Here is a 22,263-nt window from a genome sequence, read left to right on the forward strand (position 1 = left end):
CCCGTAGCCCCCAAGCCACTCCGCGATCTCCTCCAGCAGCTCCGCTGGCCGGTCCACGCCTGGCCACGGCCCGTCCGACGCTCTCGTCAGCTCCCCTGTCGTCACGCTCACCATCTTAGCTACAAAAGCCCGGTTCTGTAGCTGACCTAGGTTGCGGTTAAGATATCTCTAACTAAGGTATCGAGTTATGACGGTTAATACTAAGGTGACGAACTATGATCGATGTGGTCCTGGAAGCCGTCGAAACGGACTCGCTCTGCGGGTTCAGCCACTGCCGGGCGCCCCTGCCGGCCCCCGGACCGCGCGGAGGACGGCCGTTCGCCTACTGCCCGGACCGGACGTGGCCCGGCGGCAAGACCTGCAAGCAGCTCGCCGCGGCCCAGGACGCCCTCACCGAAGCTCTGGGCACACCCGCCGACGCCGGCATCACCTCCTCGACCAGCGCGTTCACCGCCGCGGCCGCGGAACTGGCCCAACCGCTCGGTGACGTCCTCGCCGCCGCCAACGCCCTGCGCGACACCCTCGCCGCCGAGCTGAACACCGCCGCCGCCCGTGTCGCCGAGGCCGAGGAAACCGCCGCCCGCGAACGCGGCCTACGCCAGCAGGCCGAGGAAGCCGCCGCAGCGGCCGCCACCGAGGCCCAGCGGGCCACTGACCACGCGGCCGACGTCATGCGTGACGCCACCGCCGAAGCCGACCGTTACCGCGCCGAGCGGGACCAGGCCGTCGCCGAAGCCGAAGCCGCCGCAGCGGCACGCGCGGAGGCCGAACGGGCCCAGGCACGGGCCGAGGGAGTCGCCACCACCGAACGCGAACGGGCGGAACAGACCGTCCGGGACGAACGGGCCCGAACGGAAGCCGCCACGAAGGCCGTAGCCGCCGCCACGGAGAAGCTCGCCAGCACCCGCACCGAACGCGACGCCGCCCGCACCGCACTCGACGACCTCCGGGCCGTGCTCGAGGAGCAACAACGAGCCGCCGCCGACGCGACCGCAGAACTCAACACCGCGAAGATCCGCGAAACAGAGGTGACCGCCGAACTCAACAGGGCACGCGCCGAACTCCAAGCCGCGAAAACCGAACGCAACGACGCGAGCATCGAACTAGAAGCCACAAAGATCGAACTCAGTCGTGCACGGCTCGAAGTAACCACCGCGAACGCCGGACTAAAGGCCGAACTAAGCGCTGCGAACGCCGAAGTAAGCCGGCTGACCACCGAAGCAACCACGACGACCACCGCGGCCGAACGCGACCTGACCCGGCTCCGAACGACGATCGCCGCACTCAGGGACGTCCTGCTCGTACCCGACCTGCCGGCAGAGGACCTCCGAACCCGGTTGCTCGCGGAACTGCTGACCGACCGGACCAGTTAGCCAACGGCCAGGTGGACCTGGTCAGGCGACGACGGCCGCCCCGACCATGGCGGTATGTCCGCCGTCACCGATCTCAGACGCTGGCTCGACACCGACTTCACCGAGGCGAACACCGAGCTGGAGGAGGCCTACTTCGCCTCGCGGGCCGAGATCGTCTACGAGGTGGTGGACCTGGACCAGCAATGCTGGCGGCGGGGATCTTCCTGCGGGAGTCTGTGTGCTCCTTGGCCTTGTCCCGAAAGCGCGTTATCGCCAGACGTGCCGTCCGCGACGAGGGCGCCGCGCTGATCGGCCGGCTCGGCGCGGACGGCCCCTACGAGCTGCTCGGTGTCGTCGGCATCTACCTGGCCGACTGCCGCCGCCACGAGGTCGACGTCCCCGAGCACGTCCAAGCCGTGGCCGGACGTCTCGGGCTCGCGCTCGGCGTCGCGCCGCGGATGGTGTTCGCCCACCTGTCGACGCACAACTCGGCGGGTCACACCTTCACCCACCTCCCGGACGAGCACATGTTCACCGCCTACAACGGCCTCGGGGTCCTCGCTTGCCAGCGGGCCGCGGACGCCCTGCGCCGCGTCGCGGGCGTCCCGATCGACGGCCCCCTGGCCGCTCACCTGCTCGACGACGCCCGTGCCGCACTCGACGACGTCCTCCAGCACAGCCGGACACTCGCGCGGGAGCTGGACGGCGACCGGTTCTTCTACAACGTCCGTCCCTACTTCAAACCGCACGTCGTGTGCGGGACCCCGAGTACCGGGGCGCCAACGCGGGTGACTACTCCGCGGGTCTGCTGCACCGATAGGTGCAGCAGAGAGATCGACCTGGCCCTCGGTCTCTGCGACCCGCGGGATCCCTTCTACCAGCGGATCCTCGCGGAGAAGTACCCGTACGTGCCGCCCGAGGACCAGCCACGACTTCGATCGATACCCGCAGACCTTCTTTCGAGAATCGAAGCAACCAGTCCGAACGTCGAACGTTTCCTCGCCGTATGCCGGCCCACGCTGCCGCCTACGCGTTCCACCACCACCGGCTGGTGACACCGTTCCTGGCCGAGCCGGCCGCCTCCGCGCCGCCGGACCGCCTCGCCCGCCTGACCGCCAGCGGCCCACCGCTCGACGTGGTGCTCGCGACCCTGTCCCGCCTGGTCGACCTTCGTGCGGCGCGCAACCGTCCGGGCACCGCCTACCTCCGGCTCACCGCCCTGCGTGCCGCCGCCGCGCCCGCGTAGACACTTACCCGCCCAGCCGCTGCCGGACGGCGTCGATCCTCGTCACCCACCACGTCGAGGAGATCCCGCCGGGCTTCACGCACCCGCACCCGGCGGCCTGTCACGTCCCGCGTAGGCACTCACGATCCTGCCAGCGGTCAGCTCGACCGCACACGGGCCGAGGCCGCCGACGGGTCTGGCGAGGAACCGCTCCCGCGCAGCCGCTGCCAGACCCGCCCACTGCCGCGTCCCGCATAGGCACTCATCCGCGTAGTTGCTGCCAGACCCAGACGGCCTGCCGCGTCCCGCGTGGGCGCTCATGCGTAGTTGCTGCCGGACCCTGGGCGTCCTGCGTAGGCACTCAACCGCGCAGCTGTCGTAGGACCCGGGCGGCCTGCCGCGTCCCCACGTAGGCACTCAACCGCGTAGTTGCTGCCGAACCCGGGCAGCCTGCCGGGTGAGGTGGTCCCGCTCCGCCATGCTGGCCGCGGTGCGAGACGCCTCGGCGTACAACTCGGCCGCGTGCGACAGCTCACCGACGCGTTCGTGCAGGTGGGCCGCCACCGCCGCATACCGGGGCAGGTCGGGGCTGACATCAGCCAGCGCGGCCAGGCCGGCCCGCGGACCGTCGGCCTCGCCGACCGCCACCGCGCGGTTGAGCCGCACCACCGGGCTGCCGGTGAGGCCCAGCAGCTCGTCGTACCACTCCACGATCTGCGTCCAGTCCGTCGCGGCGGCGCTCGGCGCGTCCGCGTGCAGGGCGGCGATCGCGGCCTGTGCCTGGTACTCGCCCAGCCGGTCGCGGGCCAGCGCGGCCTGCAGGACGGCCACGCCCTCGGTGATCAGGCCGGTGTCCCAGCGCGTGCGGTCCTGCTCGGTGAGCGGGATCAGGCGGCCTCCGGAGCCGGTGCGCGATGGGCGACGCGCGTGGTGCAGCAGCATGAGCGCGAGCAGGCCCGCGACCTCGGGCTCGTCGGTCAGGGCGGCGAGCTGGCGGGTGATGCGGATCGCCTCGGCCGCCAGGTCGACGTCGCCGCCGTATCCCTCGTTGAAGACCAGGTAGAGCACCCGCAGCACCGTCGCGAGATCGCCGGGCTGGTCGAGGGCCAGCACGGCGATCTTCCGCTTGGCCCGGCTGATCCGCTGCGCCATGGTCGCCTCGGGGACGAGGTACGCGGTCGCGATCTGCCGGGTGGTCAGGCCGCCGACCGCCCGCAGCGTCAGCGCGACGGCCGACGCGGGCGGCAGGGTGGGGTGCGCGCACAGGAAGTAGAGCCGCAGCGTGTCGTCCGTGACGGGCGCCGGGCCGGCGGGCGGCTCCGTCTCGACGACGAGCTCCCGGCCCTTCCGCGACGCCTCGGCGCGGGTGGCGTCGAGGAACTTGCGCCACGCGACCGCGACGAGCCATGCCTTCGGGTCGCGTGGCGGATCGTCCGGCCAGGTTTCCAGCGCCCGGATCAGCGCCTCCTGCACGGCGTCCTCGGCCGACGCGAAGTCGGCTCCCCGCCGGACGAGGACGCCGATCACCGCGGGCACGAGCTCCCGCAGCAGCGGCTCGTTCACTCGGTGATCGTGGCCGGCACGCCGTAGAACGGGCGAACCTCGAGCCACTCGCCGAGCGGCTTCCCGCCGGCACCGGGCGCGTCCGACAGCTCCGCGGCCAGCTCGACCGCGCGGTCCCAGGACTCCACGTCGATGACGTACCAGCCGGCGATGAGGTCCTTGGTCTCGGCGAACGGACCGTCGGTCACCGGCGGGAGTCCTTCGCCGTCGCTCCGCACCCACGTGCCTTCCGGGGCCAGTGCCTGGGCGTCGACGAACTCACCCGTCTCCTCCAGGCGGGCCGAGAAATCGTGCATGAACCGCATGTGCGCGTCGACCTCCTCCGGCGTCCACCGGTCCATCGGCACGTCGTTGGTCGGGGCCGGGGCACCGCGGTAGTGCTTCAGCAGCAGGTACTTCATGGTGGTTCTCCTTCGGCTGGGTTCCTCGCGCCGGCGCACCGGCTGGAGGGTGGCCTCGACGTCGGTCAGCGTCGGCTTGCAGCCCTGGGACGGAGCCGCCGTCACGTTCTCGACAGCGGCCACGAACTTTTTTCTCGGCACCCGGACGGCGTGCGCGTTCGAACCAATCAGAGCAGGTTGAGCACGGTATAGGCCAACGCGGCCACCGACGCCGAGCCCGGGAACGTCAGCACCCAGCCGATCGCGATGTCGCCCGCGATCGACCAGCGAACAGCCTTGCGGCGCTGGGTCGCGCCGACGCCCATGATCGCCGAGGTGACCACGTGGGTCGTCGACACCGGGGCCGCGAACACGAACGCCGTCAGGTACAGCACCGACGACGCCGAGACCTCCGCGGCGAACCCGTGGGCGGGGGTCAGGTGGAAGATCCGCCGGCCGAGCGTGCGCATGATCCGCAGGCCGCCGGACCAGGTGCCGGCCGCCAGCGCGGTCGCACACAACAGGATCACCCACAGCGGCACGTGGAAGTCCTGCTGGTGCCCGGTCACCACGAGCGCCAGCACGATGATGCCCATGCTCTTCTGTGCGTCCTGCAACCCGTGGCCGAGCGCGAGGCTGGACGCGGACACCAGCTGCGCCCGCCGCAGCACGCGGTTGGCCCAGTTCGGGTTCGAGCGGTGGAACAACCACATCAGCCCGATCATCACCAGGTAGCCCAGCGTCAGGCCGACCAGCGGCGAGAGCACCATCGGGATGACGACCTTCTCGAGCACGCCCAACCAATGCACGGTCGTCGCGGACGCGAGCGCGGCGCCCACCATGCCGCCGATCAGCGCGTGCGACGAGGACGACGGCAGGCCGAAGTACCAGGTGGTGACGTTCCACGTGATCGCGCCGACGAGCGCGGCGCCGACCACCGCCATGCCGTGCCCGGAGTGCGGCGTGTCGATGATGCCCTTCGCGACCGTCACCGCCACGCCGGTACCGGCCAGGGCGCCGATCAGGTTCATGACCGCCGCGAGGGTGAGCGCGCCACGCAGCGACAGGGCCTTCGTCGAGACCGCACTCGCGACCGCGTTGGCCGCGTCGTGGAAACCGTTGGTGTAGTCGAATCCCACCGCGAGGACGATGACGAGGATCAGCGCGACCCAGTCCATCCGTCAGGACCCGTTGGTCGAGCTTGCGGAGCTGACCATCAGGACTCCTTCACGGCGATGCTGTGCACGACGTCCGCGACGTGCTCGAACGCGTCCGCCGCGGACTCGAGCTGGTCGACGATCTCCTTGAGCTTCATGACGGTCAGCGGGTCGTGGCTGCCGTCGAACAGGAACTGCAGCAGGCGCCGGTAGATCTGGTCGGCCTCGTTCTCCAGCTCGTTGATCTGCACCCAGAAGTCGGTCAGGTTGCGCAGTGTCGCGAGCCGGGGCATAGCCGCGGTGGTGAGCGTGGCGCACCGGTCGAGCACGTCGACGAGCGGCCCGACGTTCGGCGGCAACGCCTCCTGGTTGTACAGGACGGTGAGGTCGACGGCGGCGTCCATGTAGTCGACGACGTCGTCGAGCCGGACCGCGAGCCGGTAGATGTCCTCGCGGTCGAACGGGGTGACGAACGAGCGGTCGAGCTGCTCGATGATGGCGTGGGTGGCGTCGTCGCCGGCGTGTTCGGCCTCGTGCATCCGTCGCGCGAGCTCGGGCCGTTGTTCGATCGGCGCGGTGACGAACTCCCGCAGCACGGCCGTGGCCGTGGCGATGTTCGCGCCGGCGACGCTGAACAGCTCGAAGAACTTCGTGTCCCGAGGCTTCAGTCGCAGGCGCATGTGGAGCCACTCCCATCCCTGATCATGGCCAGATTATGAACGGCCCGTGAACGCGGGATGATCGGGTACCACCAGTCCGCCTCCCCGACGGCCCGGCCGGCCCGGCGAAGGTGTGCGTGCCGAGGTGGGTGGTGGCTGGGTGTCGTGCCGTATCCGCTGGTCAGGCGCGGACTTCCCGTCAGGGTCCGGGATTCGGGTCCTCGCCGCCGTGGACGAGGCGCAGGTGTGGGCGCGGGGCGGGTAGGCCGAGGAGATCGCGGAGGCGGGGGAGCGGCAGGTGCAGGCGGTCGGCGAGCAGGTACATCGGCAGGCCGTGCGCGGCGGCCAGCTCGGCGGCCCTGGTCAGCAGCTCGGGCCGCTCACCGGGATACCGCGAACCGACCGGTTCCCCGGTACGCCAGCCGAGCCTGGTGAGCGTGGCCATGATCCGCCGCAGGGTCGACTCGCCGTACACGCCGAGGTCCTTGCCGCGGTAGGCCAGCGCCGCCACGGACACGCCGTACCCGTCGGCGATCTCCTTCAGCGCGGTGATGTCGACCGGCGTGGGGAGCCGGTCGCGGATCTCGTCGGCCGGCATCAGCAGCTCGGCGGCGAACGTGTTGGCCTCGCGCTCGTGCACCCGCGACCCCGGCGCGGGCTCGGGATGCAGCAGCAGGTGCCCGAGCTCGTGGGCGACCGAGAACCGCTGCCGCATCGGGTTTCCCTTGTGCGACAGCACGATCATCGGTCGGCCGTGCAGGGCGGCGGAGAACGCGTCGATGGTCTCGGCGTCCACCCCGGGAAGCTGGGTCAGCACGATCCCGCGGGTCTCGAGCCGGCGGACCAGGTGCACGACCGGCCCGGCGGGCACGTCCCACGCCGTGCGGACCATGCCCGCGGTCTCGGCCGGCTCGGCGGGACGCAGCCCGAGCGGCACGCCGAGGTCCACCGGCGGCAGCTCGATCACCCGGTCCAGCTGGTCGATCAGCTCCCACAGCAGCTCGACGTGCGCGAGCGCCTGTTGCCGCTGGTGAGAGGTCGTGGACCGCAGGGAACGGAAGTGCGCGCTCGCGGTGTCCAGCCGCAGGTGCGGGCGACCGGTGGTGAAGAACGACACGGGCACGCCCAACGCGGCCGCGCACCGGTGCAGTGTCTCGCTGCTGGGCCGGGACTGCCCCAGCTCGTACTGCGACACCGCGGCCGCGGTCCGGTCGATCGCCTCGGCGAGGTCCCGCTTGCGCATGCCGGCCAGCTCACGTGCCATCGTGAGCCGGGCCGGCGCGAATGCCTGCGCGACGGCGGCGGCATCCGGGTGCACGGCGGTAGCTCCTCGAGGCAACGGGTGATGGTCCGTGACATGGTGGTCCAGCACGGAGAGTGGCGATCTTCGGGGGCGGGGTTCAGCCGGACCGGCGATCCTCGTCGGCGTCGCGGGGCCGCAACGGCAAGATCGGCTCCGGCAGGTCGAAGATCGTCGGGTCGAGTGGCCCGGTCTGGCGTGGCACACCGGCCGCCCCGGTCACGTCGAGCATGCTCTCCCGCCAGAACCAGTCGATGCGGCTGTCGACCAGTTCGCCCTGACCGACCCAGGCGCCGGTGAGCCCGTGCTGCTCGCTCCCGGTCCAGACGAGCGTGAGCCGCTCCCGTGCGCCGAACAACACCTCCGGCCTGCTGAACAGGCCGGGATGGTCGTGTGCGCCCAGCAGTTCCCTGCGCAGGTCGCTCGCGTCGGCCAGCGAGCCGGTCGGTCCGCCGTTGACCTGCATCTGGTAGATGCCCACGCGCGGCAGCTTCAGCGCGACCGTCTGGAACGCCGCGTCCACCTGGAGATCCGGCAGCCGCGCGGTCAGCGAGTCCGCGGTACGGACGAGGAACTGGTAGCGGTCGGTGCCGAAGCTGTGGCTGTTGTTCCAGTTGCCGCGTGGCCCGCTCAGCCGGATCCGCTGCAGGTCGGCCGCCGCGTCGTGCGCGTCCTGCAGCCACTCGCACATCACGGCGACGAACGTGGGAACCGGAATCGGGTCGATCAGGTGCGCCAGCCGGTCCACACGGTCCCCCTACTTGATTCGTCATTCCCGTTTCACGTCGTGCCACTTGATTCTCACGCACGATCCGGTCACGGCGGCGGAGGTGGGCCCGGCGTGTCGCGGTCAGCCGCGCTTGGCCGTGGTGACGGCGTACTCCGACAACGCGATCCGGTTCGGCAGCCCGGTCTTCGTGATCAGGCTCGACACATGTTTCTCCACCGTGCGGGTCGACAGGTGCAGGCGGTCGGCGATCTCGCGGTTGCCGAGCCGGTCCGCGAGCAGCAGCAGCACCTCGTACTCGCGCACCGTCAGCCCGGCCGACCGCAGTGCGGCGGGGATCTCCGCCACGCCGGTCCGCCGCTGCGCGACCCGGACGCCGCTGTTGCGCAGCAGGGCACGACACGCGCTCGCGACGGCCGGGATGTTCGAGGAATGGAAGAAGTCCTCCGATTCTCGAAGCCAGTCGATCGGCTTTCCCCACCCGCCGGGCAGCGCGGCCTCGGCGACCAGCCGCAGCCCGAGGTGCCGGCCCATGGCGTACGGGGCGCCGGCGGTCATGGCGTCGTCGACCGCGCGGGCGGCCCCGTCGGCGTCGCCGGCCCGGCCCGCGAGCACGGCCTGGCCGAACAACGCGAACATCCGGTCCCAGCGCAACCCCGCCGCCGGTGAGGACACGACGGCGTCGAACTCGGCACGGGTGATGGTGTCGTCGAGGGCGGCCAGCAGCAGGCTCAGCCCGTACCGTCCGGTCAGGTAGTACACGGTCGGGGTGTCGTCGTCGGCCTGCAACGCGGTGGCCTGCTCGGCGATCGCGCGTGCCCGGTTCTCCTCGAGCAACGCGCAGAACGCCCGTGCGAGCCCGTAGATCCTGGGCACGTGCAGCGGCTGGGTGTCGCCCTCCCAGCGCCGGAAGGTCGCGAGCGCCTCGTCCATGTCCTTGCGGCGCCCGCGGTGCCCGGCGAGGATCGCGCGGACGAGCAGGACGTAGTGCACACAACCCTTCAGCTTCAGCCGCTCGGCCTCGGTGAGCACCTGGTCGACGAGCTTCTCGGCGGTGGCGTAGTCGCCCTCGAGGGTCGTGTACAGGGCGATGCTCTGCTCGGCCTGGTACTGGGCGACGACCGCGCCGACGAGCCTGGCCTGTGTGCGTGCCTGTTCCAGCCGGTCGAGCCGGCTGTCGCGGAGGGCGTCGTCGTTGCCGAGCCGGACCAGCGCGTGGATCTCCCAGAGCGGCAGGCCGTGCGCCACGGCGATGGTGCGGGCCCGTTCGAGGCACGCGGTCGCCTCCAGCGGGTCCCGGGTCCGGTGCAGCGCGCCGAGCAGCTGCCAGGCCTGGCACGCGACGACCGGCAGGGGCAACCGGGTCGCGATGTCGGCGGCACGCCGGGCCAGCTCCATCGCCTTGTCGATCTGCCTCGGCCCCGGCACGTCGAGGACGATGTGCGCCTCCACGACGGCGGCCTGGGCGGCGTCGGCGTCGTCCGCGCCCGGGCCGAGCAGGGTCCGTGCCGCGGTGATCTGCTCGAGGCTGTTCGGCCCTGGCCCGGCGACCTGCGCCGCCCACGCGAGGTGGGTGTGCAGCCGGGCCCGCCGGGTCGGGTCGAGGCCGCCGACCTGGTCGAGCGTGCCGACGGACGCGACCGCCCGCTCGACCAGCCCCGCCTCGGCCAGCGCGTACACCATGTGTTCGAGCGCCTCGGCACGCTCGGACGGGTCCCCGCCGGCCATCAGGTCCCACGCCGTGTCCAGTAACCCGACCGCCGAGTGCGCGGCGCCCTGTGCCAGCGCGCGGCGGCCGGCCTCGGTGAACAGCCGGCCGGCCAGCAGCGGGGTGCCGGCGTCGCGCCGCAGGGTCGCCGCGGTGTGGCACCACTCGCCGGGCAGCCCGGGGTGCAGCCGCTCGACCACGTCGGCGACCTCGCCCGCCAGCCGCGCCCGTTCGGCCGGCGCGAGCAGCGTGAGCATCGCCTTGTGGATGAGCTGGTGCTGGAAGGTGTACCAGTCGGGCTCGTGCTCGTCGGGGTGCACGAGCTGCGCGCCGGGCTCGCCGTGCAGGTGGGACAGGAGCTCGCGGTCCGGCTGCCCGGTGACCGCCTGCACGACCGCGAGCGGAAACCGCCGGCCGGCCACGGCCGCGACCGAAAGCAGCCGCTGGGTCGCGGGGCCGAGCGCGGCCACCCGCCGGGCCACCGTGCGCGCGAACGTGGCCGGCACGTCGGCGGGCGGCGGGTCGGCCATCCGCCAGCTGTCCTCGCCCGGCACGAGCAGCCCGCCGTCGACGATGCCGCCGAGCAGTTCCTCGATCAGGAACGGGTTGCCCGCGCTGCCCGCCCACAGCAGATCGACCGCCGGTTCCGGGACATCACCGGACAGGCATGCCGCGGCGAGGCCGCGCAGACCGTCGCGGTCGAGCCGCTCCAGCTCGATCAGCACGGCGGCGCCGCGGCGGGCCGCGGACCGGGCGAGGTCGAGCGCGGGACACGGCTCGTCGCGGATGGCGCCGAGCAGCAGCGTCGGCTGGCTGTCGAGGTTGTCGATCAGGTACTCGACGACGGCGAGACTTTCCGCGTCGGCGTCCTGCAGGTCGTCGAGGGAGACGAGGCAGCCGCGGGCCGTGCCGGCGAGCCGGGTGAGCCGCAGCACCGCCTCGGCCAGGATGACGAGCGAGCTGCCGTCCTGTTCCGGGGTGGGGGTGCCCCAGTCGGGGATGAGCCGGGCGAGGACCGGCCGGTACGGGCCGAGCGCGTCGACGTCGATGTCCACACCCGCGCGCAGCAGCGACAGCAGTGCCTCGGTGAGTGACCGGAAGGGGACCATCGGGCCGATCGCGCTGCCACGGCCACGCATCAGGACCATGTCGGTCTCGAACGCGTGGTCCGCGGCCACTGTCGCGAGCCGGGACTTGCCGATGCCGCTCTCTCCGATGAGAAAGACCGCGCCGCCTTGCCCGGCAGCCGCTTCCGTCAACGCGTCCTTGACGGTCAGCAGCTCCCGGTCCCGGCCCACCACGATCGATGAGCGGTTCCGCACAGGCCGACCCTATCGAGACGTGGCTCTGTCGAGCCAGGCAGGTGAGACCAGGTGTCCGTTACTCGGCGATGACGCCACAGCAGGTGGTGTCCGCGGGCTGGGCGGACTCGAAGGCGCCGGCGAGGCCGAACGCGAGAGCGCCGGCGGACACCGCCATGCCGGCGAGGGCGGCCGCACGCACGCCGAAGGTGATGGCGGGCAGCATGCGCAGCAGCGGTGCCGGGTAGCCACCAGTGGTTTCCTCGATCGGGTAAGGGTTTTCTGACATGGGTGTACCCCTCTCCTAGCGGTGAGGTGTTTCGGGTCAGTGCCTTCCCGTTGGTTCGAGAAGGAGCACGGACGGCACGCGGTCGGCGAAGCCGAGGCGCAGCAGCCCATAGCCGATACCGGCCAGTCCGGTGAGCAGGCCTGGGGTGGTGACGCCGCCCGGGGTGCCGCAGCGCGCGCCATGTCTGGTCAATGCGTCGAGGACGAGTCCGGCCCGGCGTCTGCGGGCCGCGGCGGCGGATTCGTCTCCGCCGGAGCCGGCGACGGTGAGCGCCTCGGCGATACCGAGCTCACCGTGGCACAGGCTGAGGTCTCCCAGCACCGGCCGGCCCCCCAGGAGCCGGCCGATGTCCCCGTCCGCACCGGCCGCGGCGTGCCCGGCGGCGCCTCGGCACCAGCCGAGGTCGCCGGCGGGGACACGGCCGGCGACCTCGGGCCTGCCCAGCGCCCATGCGATGCCGGTGGCGCCGTCGAGGAAGCCTTGCGGCGCCTCGGCGAGGCTCGTGGTGCGAACCAGGTCGGTGAGACCGTCACGGCAGTCGCGGGCCAGCGCCTCGGCCGCCTGGACGCCCAGTTCGGCGTGTACCGCGGTCATCGCGGCGAGGCAGCCCGCGGCGCCGCTCGCCACGCCGGGTTGGCCGGGTTCCTTGGCGGCCGCCGCCGCGAGGTCGACGGCCATGCGGGTGGCGGCACGCAGCGAGTCGTCGCCGAGCAGGGTGGTCAGGCGGGCGAGGCCGTAGGCGATGCCGCCGAAGCCGTGGAAGCCCCCACAGCCGACGGCCGCGACGAGGTCGGGGCGCCGCGCCATCAGGTCGAACAGGCGCGGCAGGCCCAGCAGGGCGCGGCCCGCCAGGTTGGCGTACCGGGCGATCCCGGTCAGCTCGGCGACCTGTGCGAGGAACAACGCGACGCCGACGTAGCCGTTGCCGAGGCTCGCGCCCATCGGCAGCACCATCCACCTGGTCTCGTCGACCAGCTCCAGGCTCAGCCAGTTGATCCGCTCGCCGTGGGCGAGGTGGCGGGCCACGATCTGGTCGGCCACCGAGCAGGCGGCCACGAGCAGCCGGTCCGCGGGTGCCGCGGTGCCGGCGAGCTCGCCGGGCAGCGGCGGGGCGGCGACGTGCCCGCCGGTGGTGTCGCGGGTGGTGGCCAGCGCGGCGGAGATGACCCACTCCTGGTCGCGGTAGTCGAGCTCGCTCATCGCGTCGACCTTGGCCAGTGCGCTGGCCAGACCGGACCGGTCCAGGACGCCGGGCAGGCGGTGGCCGGCGGCGCTCCACAGGTCAGCAGTACCGGGACGGGTGGTGAACAGCGGCACGTCCAGGGCCCACAGGTCGGCCAGCTCGTCGCGACACAGTCGCCAGCGCGGCGGGTCGAACTTGGACTCGGTCCACAGCAGGTCCAATGCCTGGTCGCGGGCGAGGCCGTCGCGCAGCAGCCGCGGGCGGGTGGACTCGGTGAGCAGCCGCGCGTAGCCCTTCGAGTTGCGGACCGCGACCCGCATCTCGTCGTCGCCGCACTCCTCCAGCAGGTCGACGAACTCGGCGCGGTAGCGCAGGATCGCGTCGTAACCGAGACGGAAACCGGCCAGCAACGCCTTCTCGTGCGCGGCGACGGGGATCTCGCGGCCGTCGAGCACCGGCAGGTTCCCGCACCCGGTACGGGTGACCGGCCGCCGTACCTCGCGCAGCGCGCCGTGGTCGTCGAGGTCCCAGTCGGTGACGAGGTCGGTGACCGTCGAGCCGCCGAGTGCGGACACGTCGGCCGCGCCTGCCTCGCTCGCGGCCACGACCGGCAGCATTCCGGTGCGCTGCACGGAGTCGGCGAGCATGCGGGCGGCCGGGTCCGGCGCGGACTCCGGGGCGGTGAGCGCGGGGTGGAAAAGGGTCTCGACGTCGATCGGGACCGGGTGTTCGCCGCAGGCGATGACGTTCTCGAAGTGCATGTCCGCGGCGTGCAGCGCGTGCAGCAGGGCGAGGAGCGCGCCGTGGCGGCGGTAGAAGCGGTCCGCGGCGGCCTGGTCGGGCAGGGGCCGGGCGGGCACGAACTCGACCCAGCCGTAGCCGTCGCGGGGCAGCGCGGTCGCGGTGCGCAGGTCGAGGTCGTGCGCCGCGATGTTGAGCATGCGGACGGCGGTCGCGAACCGTTGGTGGCCGGCCAGGTCGCGTGGCTTGTAGACCAGCCGGGCGCCGCCGGCGAAGGTCAGGACGGCGACCGTGCGGCCGTGGCGGTGCGGGTCGCCCGCGCCGGTGCGGATCTCGGTGAGCGGGCCGGGGTCGGCACCCCCGAGCAGGGTGCCGACGATCTCGGCGCGGTCGGCCGCGAACCGGGTGAGCAGTTCGGCGGTCGCGTCGGTGTGGAAGGTGCTGGCCAGCCCGAGCAGCCGGGCCAGCACCGGGTAGGTGGCGACGAGGCCGGCGAGCGCGGCCGGTTCGGTCAGCTGTGTCGCGAAGTCGGTGAGGCCCGCGGTGCGGCCGGCGGCGAGCCGGGTGTTCAGCTCGTGGACGAGGGTCCTGGTCGCGATCCGGACCAGCTGCCTGGCGAGGCGGTCGGCGAACCCACCGGTGATGGCGGCCAGATCGCCCTGCGGCTCCACCTGGCCGGCGACGTGGGCGGTGAGATCGGCGACGGCGTTGGTCACGAAGGGCCGCAGCGGCACGGCGAACGCGGCACGCCAGTCACTCGTGTCGACCTGCCGCGGCCTCGCGGCCTGGATGGCTCGTTCGACCGTGTCGGCCCAGGCCGGGCGCGGGACTCGACCTGCCTGGGCCGACGGGGGTTCGGCGAGCAGCCCCAGCAGGACGGACTCGTCGAGCCCGTCCGCCGCGAGCCGCTCGCCGAACCGTGTGCCGAACGAGGCCTGCCAGCGGGTAAACCGGTCTCGGGCCTGGTCGTTCGGCACGCTGTGGCCGGCGGAGCGTTCCGCCAGCGCGAGCCCGGGCGTCCACCAGTCCGCGGGGAGCGTCTGGGTGGGGCCCGTGTCGGTCATGCACCGGACCGTGCCAGCCGGAACGTGCGTGGTCATGGGTGGAAACCACGCATATTCTTTGTCGCGCTACGTTGCCGCCCGCAGTCGGGGAAGCCCCCCTTCCTCCCGTGCGTATCGCCTGACCAGGTGATTCATTCGGTAACCCTGGGTGAGGGGGGCGAGCAGGTTGGCCTGGGTGAGACCGTCCAGCCCGTCACGTAATGCCGGCTCGACCATGGCGAGGCGGCGGCTCAGCTCCACCGGACGCAGGACGGGCAGGTGCCCGAGCTGATGGAGGAGCCAGCGTTCATCCGGACGGAGGACGGCCACATGCGCGGCGATGCTGGCCCGCATGGACAGGTCCGCGACGGAGAGCCGGTCCAGGACGAGGTCCCGGTCGGCGAGCAGGGTCGCGAGGTCGGCGACCGGCCGGTGTGGGCGGGCGGCCAGCCAGGTGCCGGCGATGTGCAGTGCGAGCGGCAGTCCGGCGCAGGCGTCGAGGACCGCGCGGGTGGCCTGCGGCGCGGCCGGGATCCGGTGGCCCACCAGCCGGAACACCAGCTCGCGTGCCTCGTCGTCGGTCAGCGGGTCGAGGCGGACCGGGTAGGCGCCGGGCAGTGCGACGAGCTCGCGTCTGCTGGTGGCCAGGACGGCGCTGGCCGCGCCGGTGGTGAGCAGCGGGCGCAGCTGTGCCTCGCTGGCCACGTTGTCGAGCACCACCAGCACCCGCCGCGCGGCGAGGTCGGCACGCAGTAGCGAGGCGCGTTCGTCGCGGGTCGTGGGGAGATGGGTGGTGCCGAGGGAGCGGAGCACCCGGCCCAGTACGGCGTCCACCGACGACGTCCCGTCGAGGTCCGCGTACACCTGGCCGTCGGGGAACCGGTCCCGTACACGGTGGGCGACGTGGGTGGCCAGCGCGGTCCGGCCGACGCCGGGACCGCCGGTGACCAGCGCCAGCCGGGGGCCGGGGGTGGTCAGCATGTGGATGATCGTGTCGGCGTCCCGGCCGACGAGCCCCGGCACGTCCGGCGGCAGCTCGCAGCGTCCCTGGTGGGGGTGGTTGCGGCCGGCGGCGGCGAGCAGGTTCGCGTGGTCGGGCTCGGTGAGGTGCAACGCGGTGGCCAGCAGGGTGATCGACTGGCGTTGCGGGCGTTCGGTGCGGCCGATCTCGAGGTTGCGGATCGCGCGGACGGACAGACCGGATCGGTCGGCGAGCTCCTCCTGGGTCATGCCGAGGGTGGTCCGGTACCCGCGCAGGACGACGCCGAAGGCGGGGCCCATGACGGACCTCCCTTCTCGCCGTGCCGCTCTCGTCGTGGTGGCTCGTGATCACCATCGCCGACCGCGCCTGGTTGCGCATGAGTGGCGGGCACCCACTTTCTTCTTCGTGCGGCCCCGCGGGCGGTTGTGCCTGCGGTTGTGCCGGTCGAAGTGCCTGGCCCGCGCCCGGCCGATGCGGTTTCGTCGGGACGGGTCTTCCTGGCTTCCGGAGGTCTTGGTGCGCGTCGCGGCGGTCCGGATCGGGTTGGTGCGCAAGGTGTTGGACCAGGCGCCGGCGCGGCCGGCGGTCGGAAACACGAAGGACGTGGGCGACGTGGGAACCGTCGAGAGGACGCTCGAAACCGTACGGGTGACCAGCTGTGGCACGGGTTCGCCGCCGTTCGCGGTGCTGACCCGGGTGGCGCACGTGTTCTGCGGGCCGGAGTCCGGCAACGTGTGGGACCGGGTGCGGCGTGAGCTGGCCGACGGCACGGTGGCGACCGGCGACCTGGTGCTGCTGCGGGTCGGCGGCGGCGCGGCCGAGGAGTGGACCGAGGTGTCGGTCACGGGCTAGCGGCTCCGGGCCGGCGCTCCTGGTGCCGGACGGGCGGACCGGCGTCGCGGACCAGCAGCGCGATCTCGACGCGGTTGGCGCAGTCCAGCTTGGTCAGCACCCGGCTCACGTAGGTCTTGATCGTCGGCTCGCTCATGTGCACGCGACGGCCGATCTCGGCGTTGGACAGGCCTTCCGCGACCAGGCCGGCGATCTCGGTCTCGCGTGCGCTGAGCGCGGTGAGCCGGGTGGCGGCCTCGTGGCGTCTGCCCGCCGCCGGGGTGACCATGCCGAGCACGAGCCGGGTGACCTCGGGGGACAGGTAGGCGTCGCCGTCGTGGGCGGCGCGAACGGCGCGGATCAGCTCGTCGGGCGCGCAGTGCTTGAGCACGAAGCCGGCGGCGCCGTCCTGGAGGGCGCGCAGCACGTTGGGTTCGGTGCCGAACGAGGTCAGCATGACCGCGTGGACGTCCGGGGCCTGCCTGCGGAGCTCGCCGAGTGCGGCGAGGCCGTCGAGGACCGGCATGGTGATGTCGAGCAGCACGACGTCGGGCCGGTGGCGCACGGTCTCGGCCACGGCGGCGCCGCCATCGGTGACGGTGGCGACGACCTCGATGTCCCCGGCGGACTCGAGCACGGTGCGGATGCCGGCGGTGATCAGGGGCTCGTCGTCGGCGACCAGGATCCTGATCATCGACCGACCCCGACGACCAGGGTCGCGGGCAGGATTACGAACAGCAGGGTGGCGGTGGCGAGGCTGAGGAGCGCGACGCGGCCGCGGGTGAGTCGCGGCTCTGGCGGCAGGTCGGGTGACCTGGTCGGCAGCATCGCGACGAGCCGGAACTCACCGCCGGCCACGCGGTGGTCGAGGAACCCGCTGGCGGCACCGGCCCGCTCCGCCAGACCGGCCAACCCGAACCCGCTGCCGGTGGCGGCCCCGGGGCCGGCGGCGACCGGGTTCGTCACGGTCACCACCAGCGCGCCGGTTTCCGAAGTCAGTTGTATTGCCACGGGTTGACCCGGTGCGTGTTTGGCGGCGTTGGTCAGGCCTTCCTCGACGACCCGGTAGGCCGCCCGGGACGCGGCCGGCGGCAGTCCGTTCGCCGCGCCGGTCACCGTCACGTCGACCCCCGCCGTCCGGAACTCGTCGACCAACGCGGCGATCCGGTCCGCACCGGGTGTCTCCTCCGCGGCCCCCCGCAACGATCCGATCAGCAGGTACAGCTCGGTGACCGCGTCGCGGGCGCTGCCGGCGAGCGCGGTGACGGCCTTCTTCTGCGCCGGCGGCAGGTCGCCGACCTCCAGCGCGGCGGCCTGCACGGAGACGAGGCTGAGCCGCCGGCCGAGCGAGTCGTGCATGTCGCGGGCGATGCGCAGCCGTTCCCGCAGCTGCTCCTGCTCGGCGAGCAGCGCCCGTTCGGTGCGCAGCTGCCGGTTGTGCGCGTCGAGCGTGCGCACCAGGCGGCGGTGCTGGGCGAGGTAGCGGCCGACGATCAGGGGCAGCACGGTGAACACGAAGAACCCGGACAGCTGCTGCGACATGCCGTGCGGGGTCACGGTGAGCTGTAGCCCGCCGACGACCAGCGCGGTGCCGAGGACGACCGCGAGGTCCCCGCGCGCGGGCAGGGTGAGACCGGTGAGGTAAGCGGTCCAGGCGAGCAGCGCGTAGCCGACCAGGGTGAGCAGCCCGAACGGTCCCTGGTTGGCGTGCTCGGCGGCGACGAACACCGCGGCGTTGGCCACGAGCACGGCGGCAGCGGCGAGGAATCGGCCCATGGCGAAAGGCTACGGGGCGACTTTCGTCGACAGTACGGGCGACTTTCGAGGACAGCGGCGGGCCGGGGCCGCGCCCTAGCGTGCCGGTGTGATCGAAGTGGAAGGACTCACCAAGCAATACGGTCGTACCGTCGCGGTCGACGACCTGTCGTTCACGGTCCGGCCGGGTCGGGTGACCGGGTTCCTCGGTCCCAACGGGGCGGGCAAGTCGACGACCATGCGGATGATGCTCGCCCTGGACCGGCCGACGGCCGGGCGGGTGCTGATCGACGGGCGGCCGTACCAGGAACTGTCGGAACCGTTGCGGCGGGTGGGTGCGGTGCTGGAGGCGCGGTCGGTGCACGGGGGCCGGCGATGCCGGGACCATCTGCTGTGGCTGGCGCACACCAACCGGATCCCGGCGAGACGGGTCGACGAGGTGCTCGAGCAGGTCGGACTGACCAGCGTGCGTCGCAAGCGCGTCAAGGGGTTCTCGCTGGGCATGCACCAGCGCCTCGGTCTCGCGGCCGCGCTGCTGGGCGACCCGCCGGTGCTGCTGCTGGACGAGCCGGTGAACGGCCTGGACCCGGAGGGCATCGTCTGGCTGCGCACCCTGACGCGGCGGTTGTCGGCCGAGGGGCGGACGGTGTTCGTGTCGAGCCACCTGATGAGCGAGATGGCGTTGACCGCGGAGCACCTGGTGGTGATCGGGCGGGGGCGGCTGCTGGCGGACACGACGGTCGAGCGGTTCATCGCCGAGAACAGCAAGTCATACGTACGTATCGCCACGCCGGATCCCACGCGGCTCCGCGCGGTGCTGGCCACGGAAGGAATTCGGGTGACCGACACGGATGACGGCGCGCTGGCCGTGCATGGGACCGACCCGGCGCGGGTGGGTGAGCTGGTCGCCGCGCACGGGGTGGTCGTGCACGAGATCGCCCAGCGCTCGGCGTCGCTGGAGGAGGCGTTCGTCCAGCTGACCGGGGACAGCGTGGAGTTCGGGCGATGAGCGTTCTCCTGCCGCTGGTTCGTGCGGAGTGGACCAAGGCCCGTACCGTCCGCTCGACGTGGTGGAGCCTGGTCACGACCGCCGCGCTGTGTGTCGGGTTCGGGCTGCTGCTCGGCTCCCAGTACCAGGGCCCGCCGGACCGGCGGTCCGGCATCGGTGCCGCCGAGATCAGCTTCTATCCGCTGCTGCTCGGGCAGATCGCGCTGGTGGTGTTCGGGGTGCTGGTGGTCAGCGCCGAGTACACGACGGGCACGATCCGCGCGTCGCTGGCCGCGGCACCCCGGCGTGGCGTGTTCCTCGCCGCGAAGGCCCTCGTCACCGCCGGCATCGCGGGTGTGCTGGCCGTCGTGGTCGCGTTCGGCACGTTCCTGGCGACGCAGTGGGGCATGGGCGAGTACGGGGCGTCGCTCGGCGATCCGGGTGTGCTGGGGGCCGTGTTCGGCGCGGTGGTGTACCTGACGTCGATGTGCGTGTTCGCCATGGGGGTCGCCACGATCCTGCGTAGCTCCGCGCTGGCGCTGGGGATCCTGATCCCGTTGCTGTTCCTGAACTCGCAGGGCCTGGCGAGCCTGCCGGCGATCCGGTCGGTGACCCAGTACCTGCCCGACCAGGCCGGCGCCGGGCTGATGCGGGTCGACACCGACGGCCAGTTCTTCCTGGGCCGGCTGGACTTCGGCGTGACCGGCGCGTACCTGGTGCTGTCGGCCTGGGTGGCCGCGGCTCTACTGGGTGGTTACGTGTCGCTGCGCCGCCGCGATGCCTGACCTGCGGGTACCGTACCGGGGTGGCTGCTGCGCCCCCGCCTGGCCGTCGTCCCGGCCGGCCACCGTCGCTGACCCGGGACGACGTGGCACGGGCCGCCCTCGAGGAGGGTGTGACCCAGCTGTCGATGCCGGCGGTGGCCCGCCGGCTCGGCGTCGGGCACTCGACCCTCTACCGGTACGTGCACGACCGGGACGACCTGCTCCTCGCGGCGCTGGAACTGGCGATGCGGGAGTTCCGGTGGCCGCCGGCCGACCAGGGGTGGAGTGAGTTGCTGACGTCGTTCGCGGCGGCGCTGTGGCAGTTCTTCGGGCTGCACCCGGGGATCGCGGAGGCGACGCAGGTCGTGCCGGCCCTGCCGGCCAACTCCGTCGCGCTGGTGGACGAGTACGTGAGTCGCCTGTGCGCGGAGGGTCTCTCGCACCGGGACGCGCTCACCGCGGTCAGCTTCGTCAACGAGCTGACCGTGTCGGCGGAGATCAGCGCGCGCCGGATGAACCGGGTGTTCGACACGCCGCGGGGCCGCCGCAGCCTGCTGGAGCTGTTCGGCGAGTCGGTGACCGCGGACCGGGCCAGCCGCCGCGGCTGGCTGGACGAGAAGCTGGCGATCATGCTCGACGGGCTGGCCACCCGGCTCGGCGAGCCCGGCACACCCGTGTCGCGTCCGGACGCGGCCGCGGTGCGGGCGCTGCCACCGCCGAGCCGCGAGGAGATCGGCGAGGCCGGGCGGCGTATCGCGCAGAAGTCCGGGTTGCGGGCCGTGTCGGTGCACGCGGTCGCCGACGCGCTGGGGGTCGACGCCGCCGCGGTGCGGCGGGTCGTGGGGGACCGGGACGGGGTCGTGGTGGCGATGCTGGACGCGCTCGCGGCCGACGTCGTGCTGGCCGTGCCGGCGCCCTCGCCCGACCCGCGGGAGGAGTTGCTGGCGGTGGCCACGGCCGGGTACGAGGCGATCACCGCCGATCCGTGGGCGGTGATCGCGCTCGCGGTCGACGGTCTGGCGTCACCGGCGATCATGCCGGTGGCCGAGCGGGTGTTCACGGCGTTCCGCAAGGCGGGCGTGCCGGAGGAGTCGGTCGGGCACGCCAACCGGATCCTGTGGGGGCACGTGTACGGGGCGGTGCTCAACCAGTCGCCGCCGGACACGTTCGCGCGGCGGGTGGCGACGAGCGTCGACCTGCCGACGCCGACCGGGCCGACGCGGTCGACGCTGGGGATCGAGATCGTCGTGGACGGGTTGCTGGCGCACCTCGCGACGTGAACCGGACGTGCACGAGACGGCAATCGCGGCGGAGTTCCATCGGGGGTGATCCCGAGAGGAGCTTCCGATGAGCAAGAAGATCATCGCTGTGGTGGGTGCGACCGGTCAGCAGGGTGGCGGCCTGGTCCGCGCGATCCTGGACGACCAGGAGGGCGGGTTCGCGGTCCGCGCGCTGACCCGCGACCCGGCCAGGCCGGCGGCCGCGGCGCTGGCGGCGCGGGGTGCCGAGGTGGTGGCCGCGGACCTGGACGACGAGGCGAGCCTGCGTGCCGCGCTCGATGGCGCGTACGGCGCGTACTTCATGACGTCGTTCTGGGAGTACAACGACGTGGCCCGCGAGCAGGCCCAGGCCCGCGCGATGGCGAACGCGGCCGCGGCGGCTGGTCTGCGGCACGTCGTGTGGTCGACGCTGCCGGACACCCGCGACCACATCCCGCTGGACGACGACCGGATCCCGACGCTGGCCGGTGCGTACAAGGTGCCGCACTTCGACAGCAAGGCCGAGGCGGACGACTACTTCCGCGAGGCAGGCGTCCCGACGACGTACCTGTCGACGACGTTCTACTTCGAGTCGTTCATCGACTTCTTCAAGCCGTCCCGCGACGAGGACGGGACGCTGGCGCTGCACCTGCCGATGGGGTCGGCGCCGCTGCCGGGCATCGCGGCGGAGGACATCGGCCGGGTCGCGTACGGCATCCTCCAGCGCGGTCCCGCGCTGGCCGGCGAGACGGTCAGCGCGTCGGGTGAGAACCTGACGGGCGGCGAGTACGCGGCCCGGTTCGCGAAGGAGTTGGGCGAGGAGGTCGTGTACCGGCCGTCCTCCCTGCCGGAACTGCGCGCGCTCCCGCTCCCGGGCGCGGACGACCTCGCGAACATGTTCTTCTACTACACCGAGCACGCGGACTACTTCGCCGGCGCGCGGAACCCGGAGGACGTGCGGGCGCTCAACCCGCGGTTGCAGGACTTCTCGACCTGGCTGGCCGCCCACCGCGACGCGTTCACCGGCTGACCGCGACAGGACCGCGACACGACGCG

General features: G+C 72.5%; 20 protein-coding genes. 8 read left to right on the forward strand and 12 right to left on the reverse strand.

From position 1 onward, the window contains the following. The first annotated feature begins 215 nt into the window (after positions 1–215). The 3 genes from VET29_RS10015 to VET29_RS10025 all read left to right on the forward strand — a co-directional run bounded on the left by VET29_RS10015 (position 216) and on the right by VET29_RS10025 (position 2,598). Entirely contained in the window at positions 216–1,373 is a 1,158-nt protein-coding gene (locus VET29_RS10015) for a hypothetical protein (RefSeq protein ID WP_324918054.1), read from the forward strand. 230 nt (positions 1,374–1,603) lie between these two features. Further along, positions 1,604–2,407 (forward strand): monodechloroaminopyrrolnitrin synthase PrnB family protein, encoded by an 804-nt coding sequence (locus VET29_RS10020; RefSeq protein ID WP_324918058.1) that lies wholly within the window; start codon positions 1,604–1,606, stop codon positions 2,405–2,407. Continuing rightward, positions 2,359–2,598, forward strand: a complete 240-nt coding sequence (locus tag VET29_RS10025) for a monodechloroaminopyrrolnitrin synthase PrnB family protein (protein WP_324918061.1) — start codon at positions 2,359–2,361, stop codon at positions 2,596–2,598. The genes VET29_RS10020 and VET29_RS10025 overlap by 49 nt, the downstream gene beginning before the upstream one ends. A gap of 396 nt (positions 2,599–2,994) precedes the next feature. Here VET29_RS10025 and VET29_RS10030 read toward each other — a convergent pair whose 3' ends face one another. From VET29_RS10030 to VET29_RS10075, 10 genes are all read right to left on the reverse strand, one after another. Next, on the reverse strand, positions 2,995–4,140 hold the full coding sequence (locus tag VET29_RS10030) for an RNA polymerase sigma factor (RefSeq protein ID WP_324918064.1): 1,146 nt from the start codon (positions 4,138–4,140) through the stop codon (positions 2,995–2,997). Further along, the gene (locus tag VET29_RS10035) at positions 4,137–4,541 is read right to left on the reverse strand and encodes a YciI family protein (protein WP_324918194.1); all 405 of its coding nucleotides are present in this window, start codon (positions 4,539–4,541) and stop codon (positions 4,137–4,139) included. Before VET29_RS10035 ends, VET29_RS10030 begins: the two co-directional genes overlap by 4 nt. 167 nt (positions 4,542–4,708) lie before the next feature. Continuing rightward, positions 4,709–5,698 carry an inorganic phosphate transporter gene (locus VET29_RS10040; RefSeq protein ID WP_324918067.1) on the reverse strand — a complete coding sequence of 330 codons (990 nt, stop codon included), beginning with the start codon at positions 5,696–5,698 and terminating at the stop codon, positions 4,709–4,711. A 38-nt stretch (positions 5,699–5,736) separates the two neighbouring features. Continuing rightward, positions 5,737–6,357, reverse strand: coding sequence for a DUF47 domain-containing protein (locus VET29_RS10045; RefSeq protein ID WP_324918070.1), 621 nt, complete (start codon positions 6,355–6,357; stop codon positions 5,737–5,739). Between the two features lie 178 nt (positions 6,358–6,535). After that, complete coding sequence (locus VET29_RS10050; RefSeq protein WP_324918073.1) at positions 6,536–7,654, reverse strand: XRE family transcriptional regulator; 1,119 nt, start codon at positions 7,652–7,654, stop codon at positions 6,536–6,538. An 82-nt stretch (positions 7,655–7,736) separates the two neighbouring features. Further along, positions 7,737–8,384 (reverse strand): hypothetical protein, encoded by a 648-nt coding sequence (locus tag VET29_RS10055; RefSeq protein WP_324918077.1) that lies wholly within the window; start codon positions 8,382–8,384, stop codon positions 7,737–7,739. Between the two features lie 102 nt (positions 8,385–8,486). After that, on the reverse strand, positions 8,487–11,393 hold the full coding sequence (locus VET29_RS10060; protein ID WP_324918080.1) for an ATP-binding protein: 2,907 nt from the start codon (positions 11,391–11,393) through the stop codon (positions 8,487–8,489). Positions 11,394–11,451: 58 nt separating this feature from the next. After that, positions 11,452–11,661 carry a hypothetical protein gene (locus VET29_RS10065; protein ID WP_324918083.1) on the reverse strand — a complete coding sequence of 70 codons (210 nt, stop codon included), beginning with the start codon at positions 11,659–11,661 and terminating at the stop codon, positions 11,452–11,454. Positions 11,662–11,697: 36 nt separating this feature from the next. Next, on the reverse strand, positions 11,698–14,649 hold the full coding sequence (locus VET29_RS10070) for a type 2 lanthipeptide synthetase LanM family protein (protein WP_324918086.1): 2,952 nt from the start codon (positions 14,647–14,649) through the stop codon (positions 11,698–11,700). 66 nt (positions 14,650–14,715) lie between these two features. Then, a complete protein-coding gene (locus tag VET29_RS10075) occupies positions 14,716–15,909 on the reverse strand; it encodes an NB-ARC domain-containing protein (RefSeq protein WP_324918089.1) in 1,194 nt (397 codons plus the stop codon). 217 nt (positions 15,910–16,126) lie between these two features. Here VET29_RS10075 and VET29_RS10080 point away from each other — a divergent pair, with 217 nt between their 5' ends. After that, positions 16,127–16,462 (forward strand): hypothetical protein, encoded by a 336-nt coding sequence (locus tag VET29_RS10080; RefSeq protein ID WP_324918093.1) that lies wholly within the window; start codon positions 16,127–16,129, stop codon positions 16,460–16,462. Here VET29_RS10080 and VET29_RS10085 read toward each other — a convergent pair. Beyond that, the gene (locus VET29_RS10085; protein ID WP_324918095.1) at positions 16,452–17,135 is read right to left on the reverse strand and encodes a response regulator transcription factor; all 684 of its coding nucleotides are present in this window, start codon (positions 17,133–17,135) and stop codon (positions 16,452–16,454) included. The genes VET29_RS10080 and VET29_RS10085 overlap by 11 nt on opposite strands. Then, a complete protein-coding gene (locus VET29_RS10090) occupies positions 17,132–18,217 on the reverse strand; it encodes a sensor histidine kinase (RefSeq protein WP_324918098.1) in 1,086 nt (361 codons plus the stop codon). Before VET29_RS10090 ends, VET29_RS10085 begins: the two co-directional genes overlap by 4 nt. Before the next feature lie 88 nt (positions 18,218–18,305). Between VET29_RS10090 and VET29_RS10095 the strand changes: the two genes are divergently transcribed. From VET29_RS10095 to VET29_RS10110, 4 genes are all read left to right on the forward strand, one after another. Continuing rightward, complete coding sequence (locus VET29_RS10095; RefSeq protein ID WP_324918101.1) at positions 18,306–19,205, forward strand: ABC transporter ATP-binding protein; 900 nt, start codon at positions 18,306–18,308, stop codon at positions 19,203–19,205. Next, on the forward strand, positions 19,202–19,969 hold the full coding sequence (locus VET29_RS10100; RefSeq protein WP_324918104.1) for an ABC transporter permease subunit: 768 nt from the start codon (positions 19,202–19,204) through the stop codon (positions 19,967–19,969). The genes VET29_RS10095 and VET29_RS10100 overlap by 4 nt, the downstream gene beginning before the upstream one ends. A gap of 20 nt (positions 19,970–19,989) precedes the next feature. Continuing rightward, complete coding sequence (locus VET29_RS10105; protein WP_324918107.1) at positions 19,990–21,228, forward strand: TetR/AcrR family transcriptional regulator; 1,239 nt, start codon at positions 19,990–19,992, stop codon at positions 21,226–21,228. A 67-nt stretch (positions 21,229–21,295) separates the two neighbouring features. Then, the gene (locus VET29_RS10110) at positions 21,296–22,237 is read left to right on the forward strand and encodes an NmrA/HSCARG family protein (RefSeq protein WP_324918110.1); all 942 of its coding nucleotides are present in this window, start codon (positions 21,296–21,298) and stop codon (positions 22,235–22,237) included. Positions 22,238–22,263 lie beyond the last annotated feature (26 nt).

It is taken from the genome of Actinophytocola sp. (assembly GCF_035634895.1).
GTDB lineage: Bacteria > Actinomycetota > Actinomycetes > Mycobacteriales > Pseudonocardiaceae > Actinophytocola.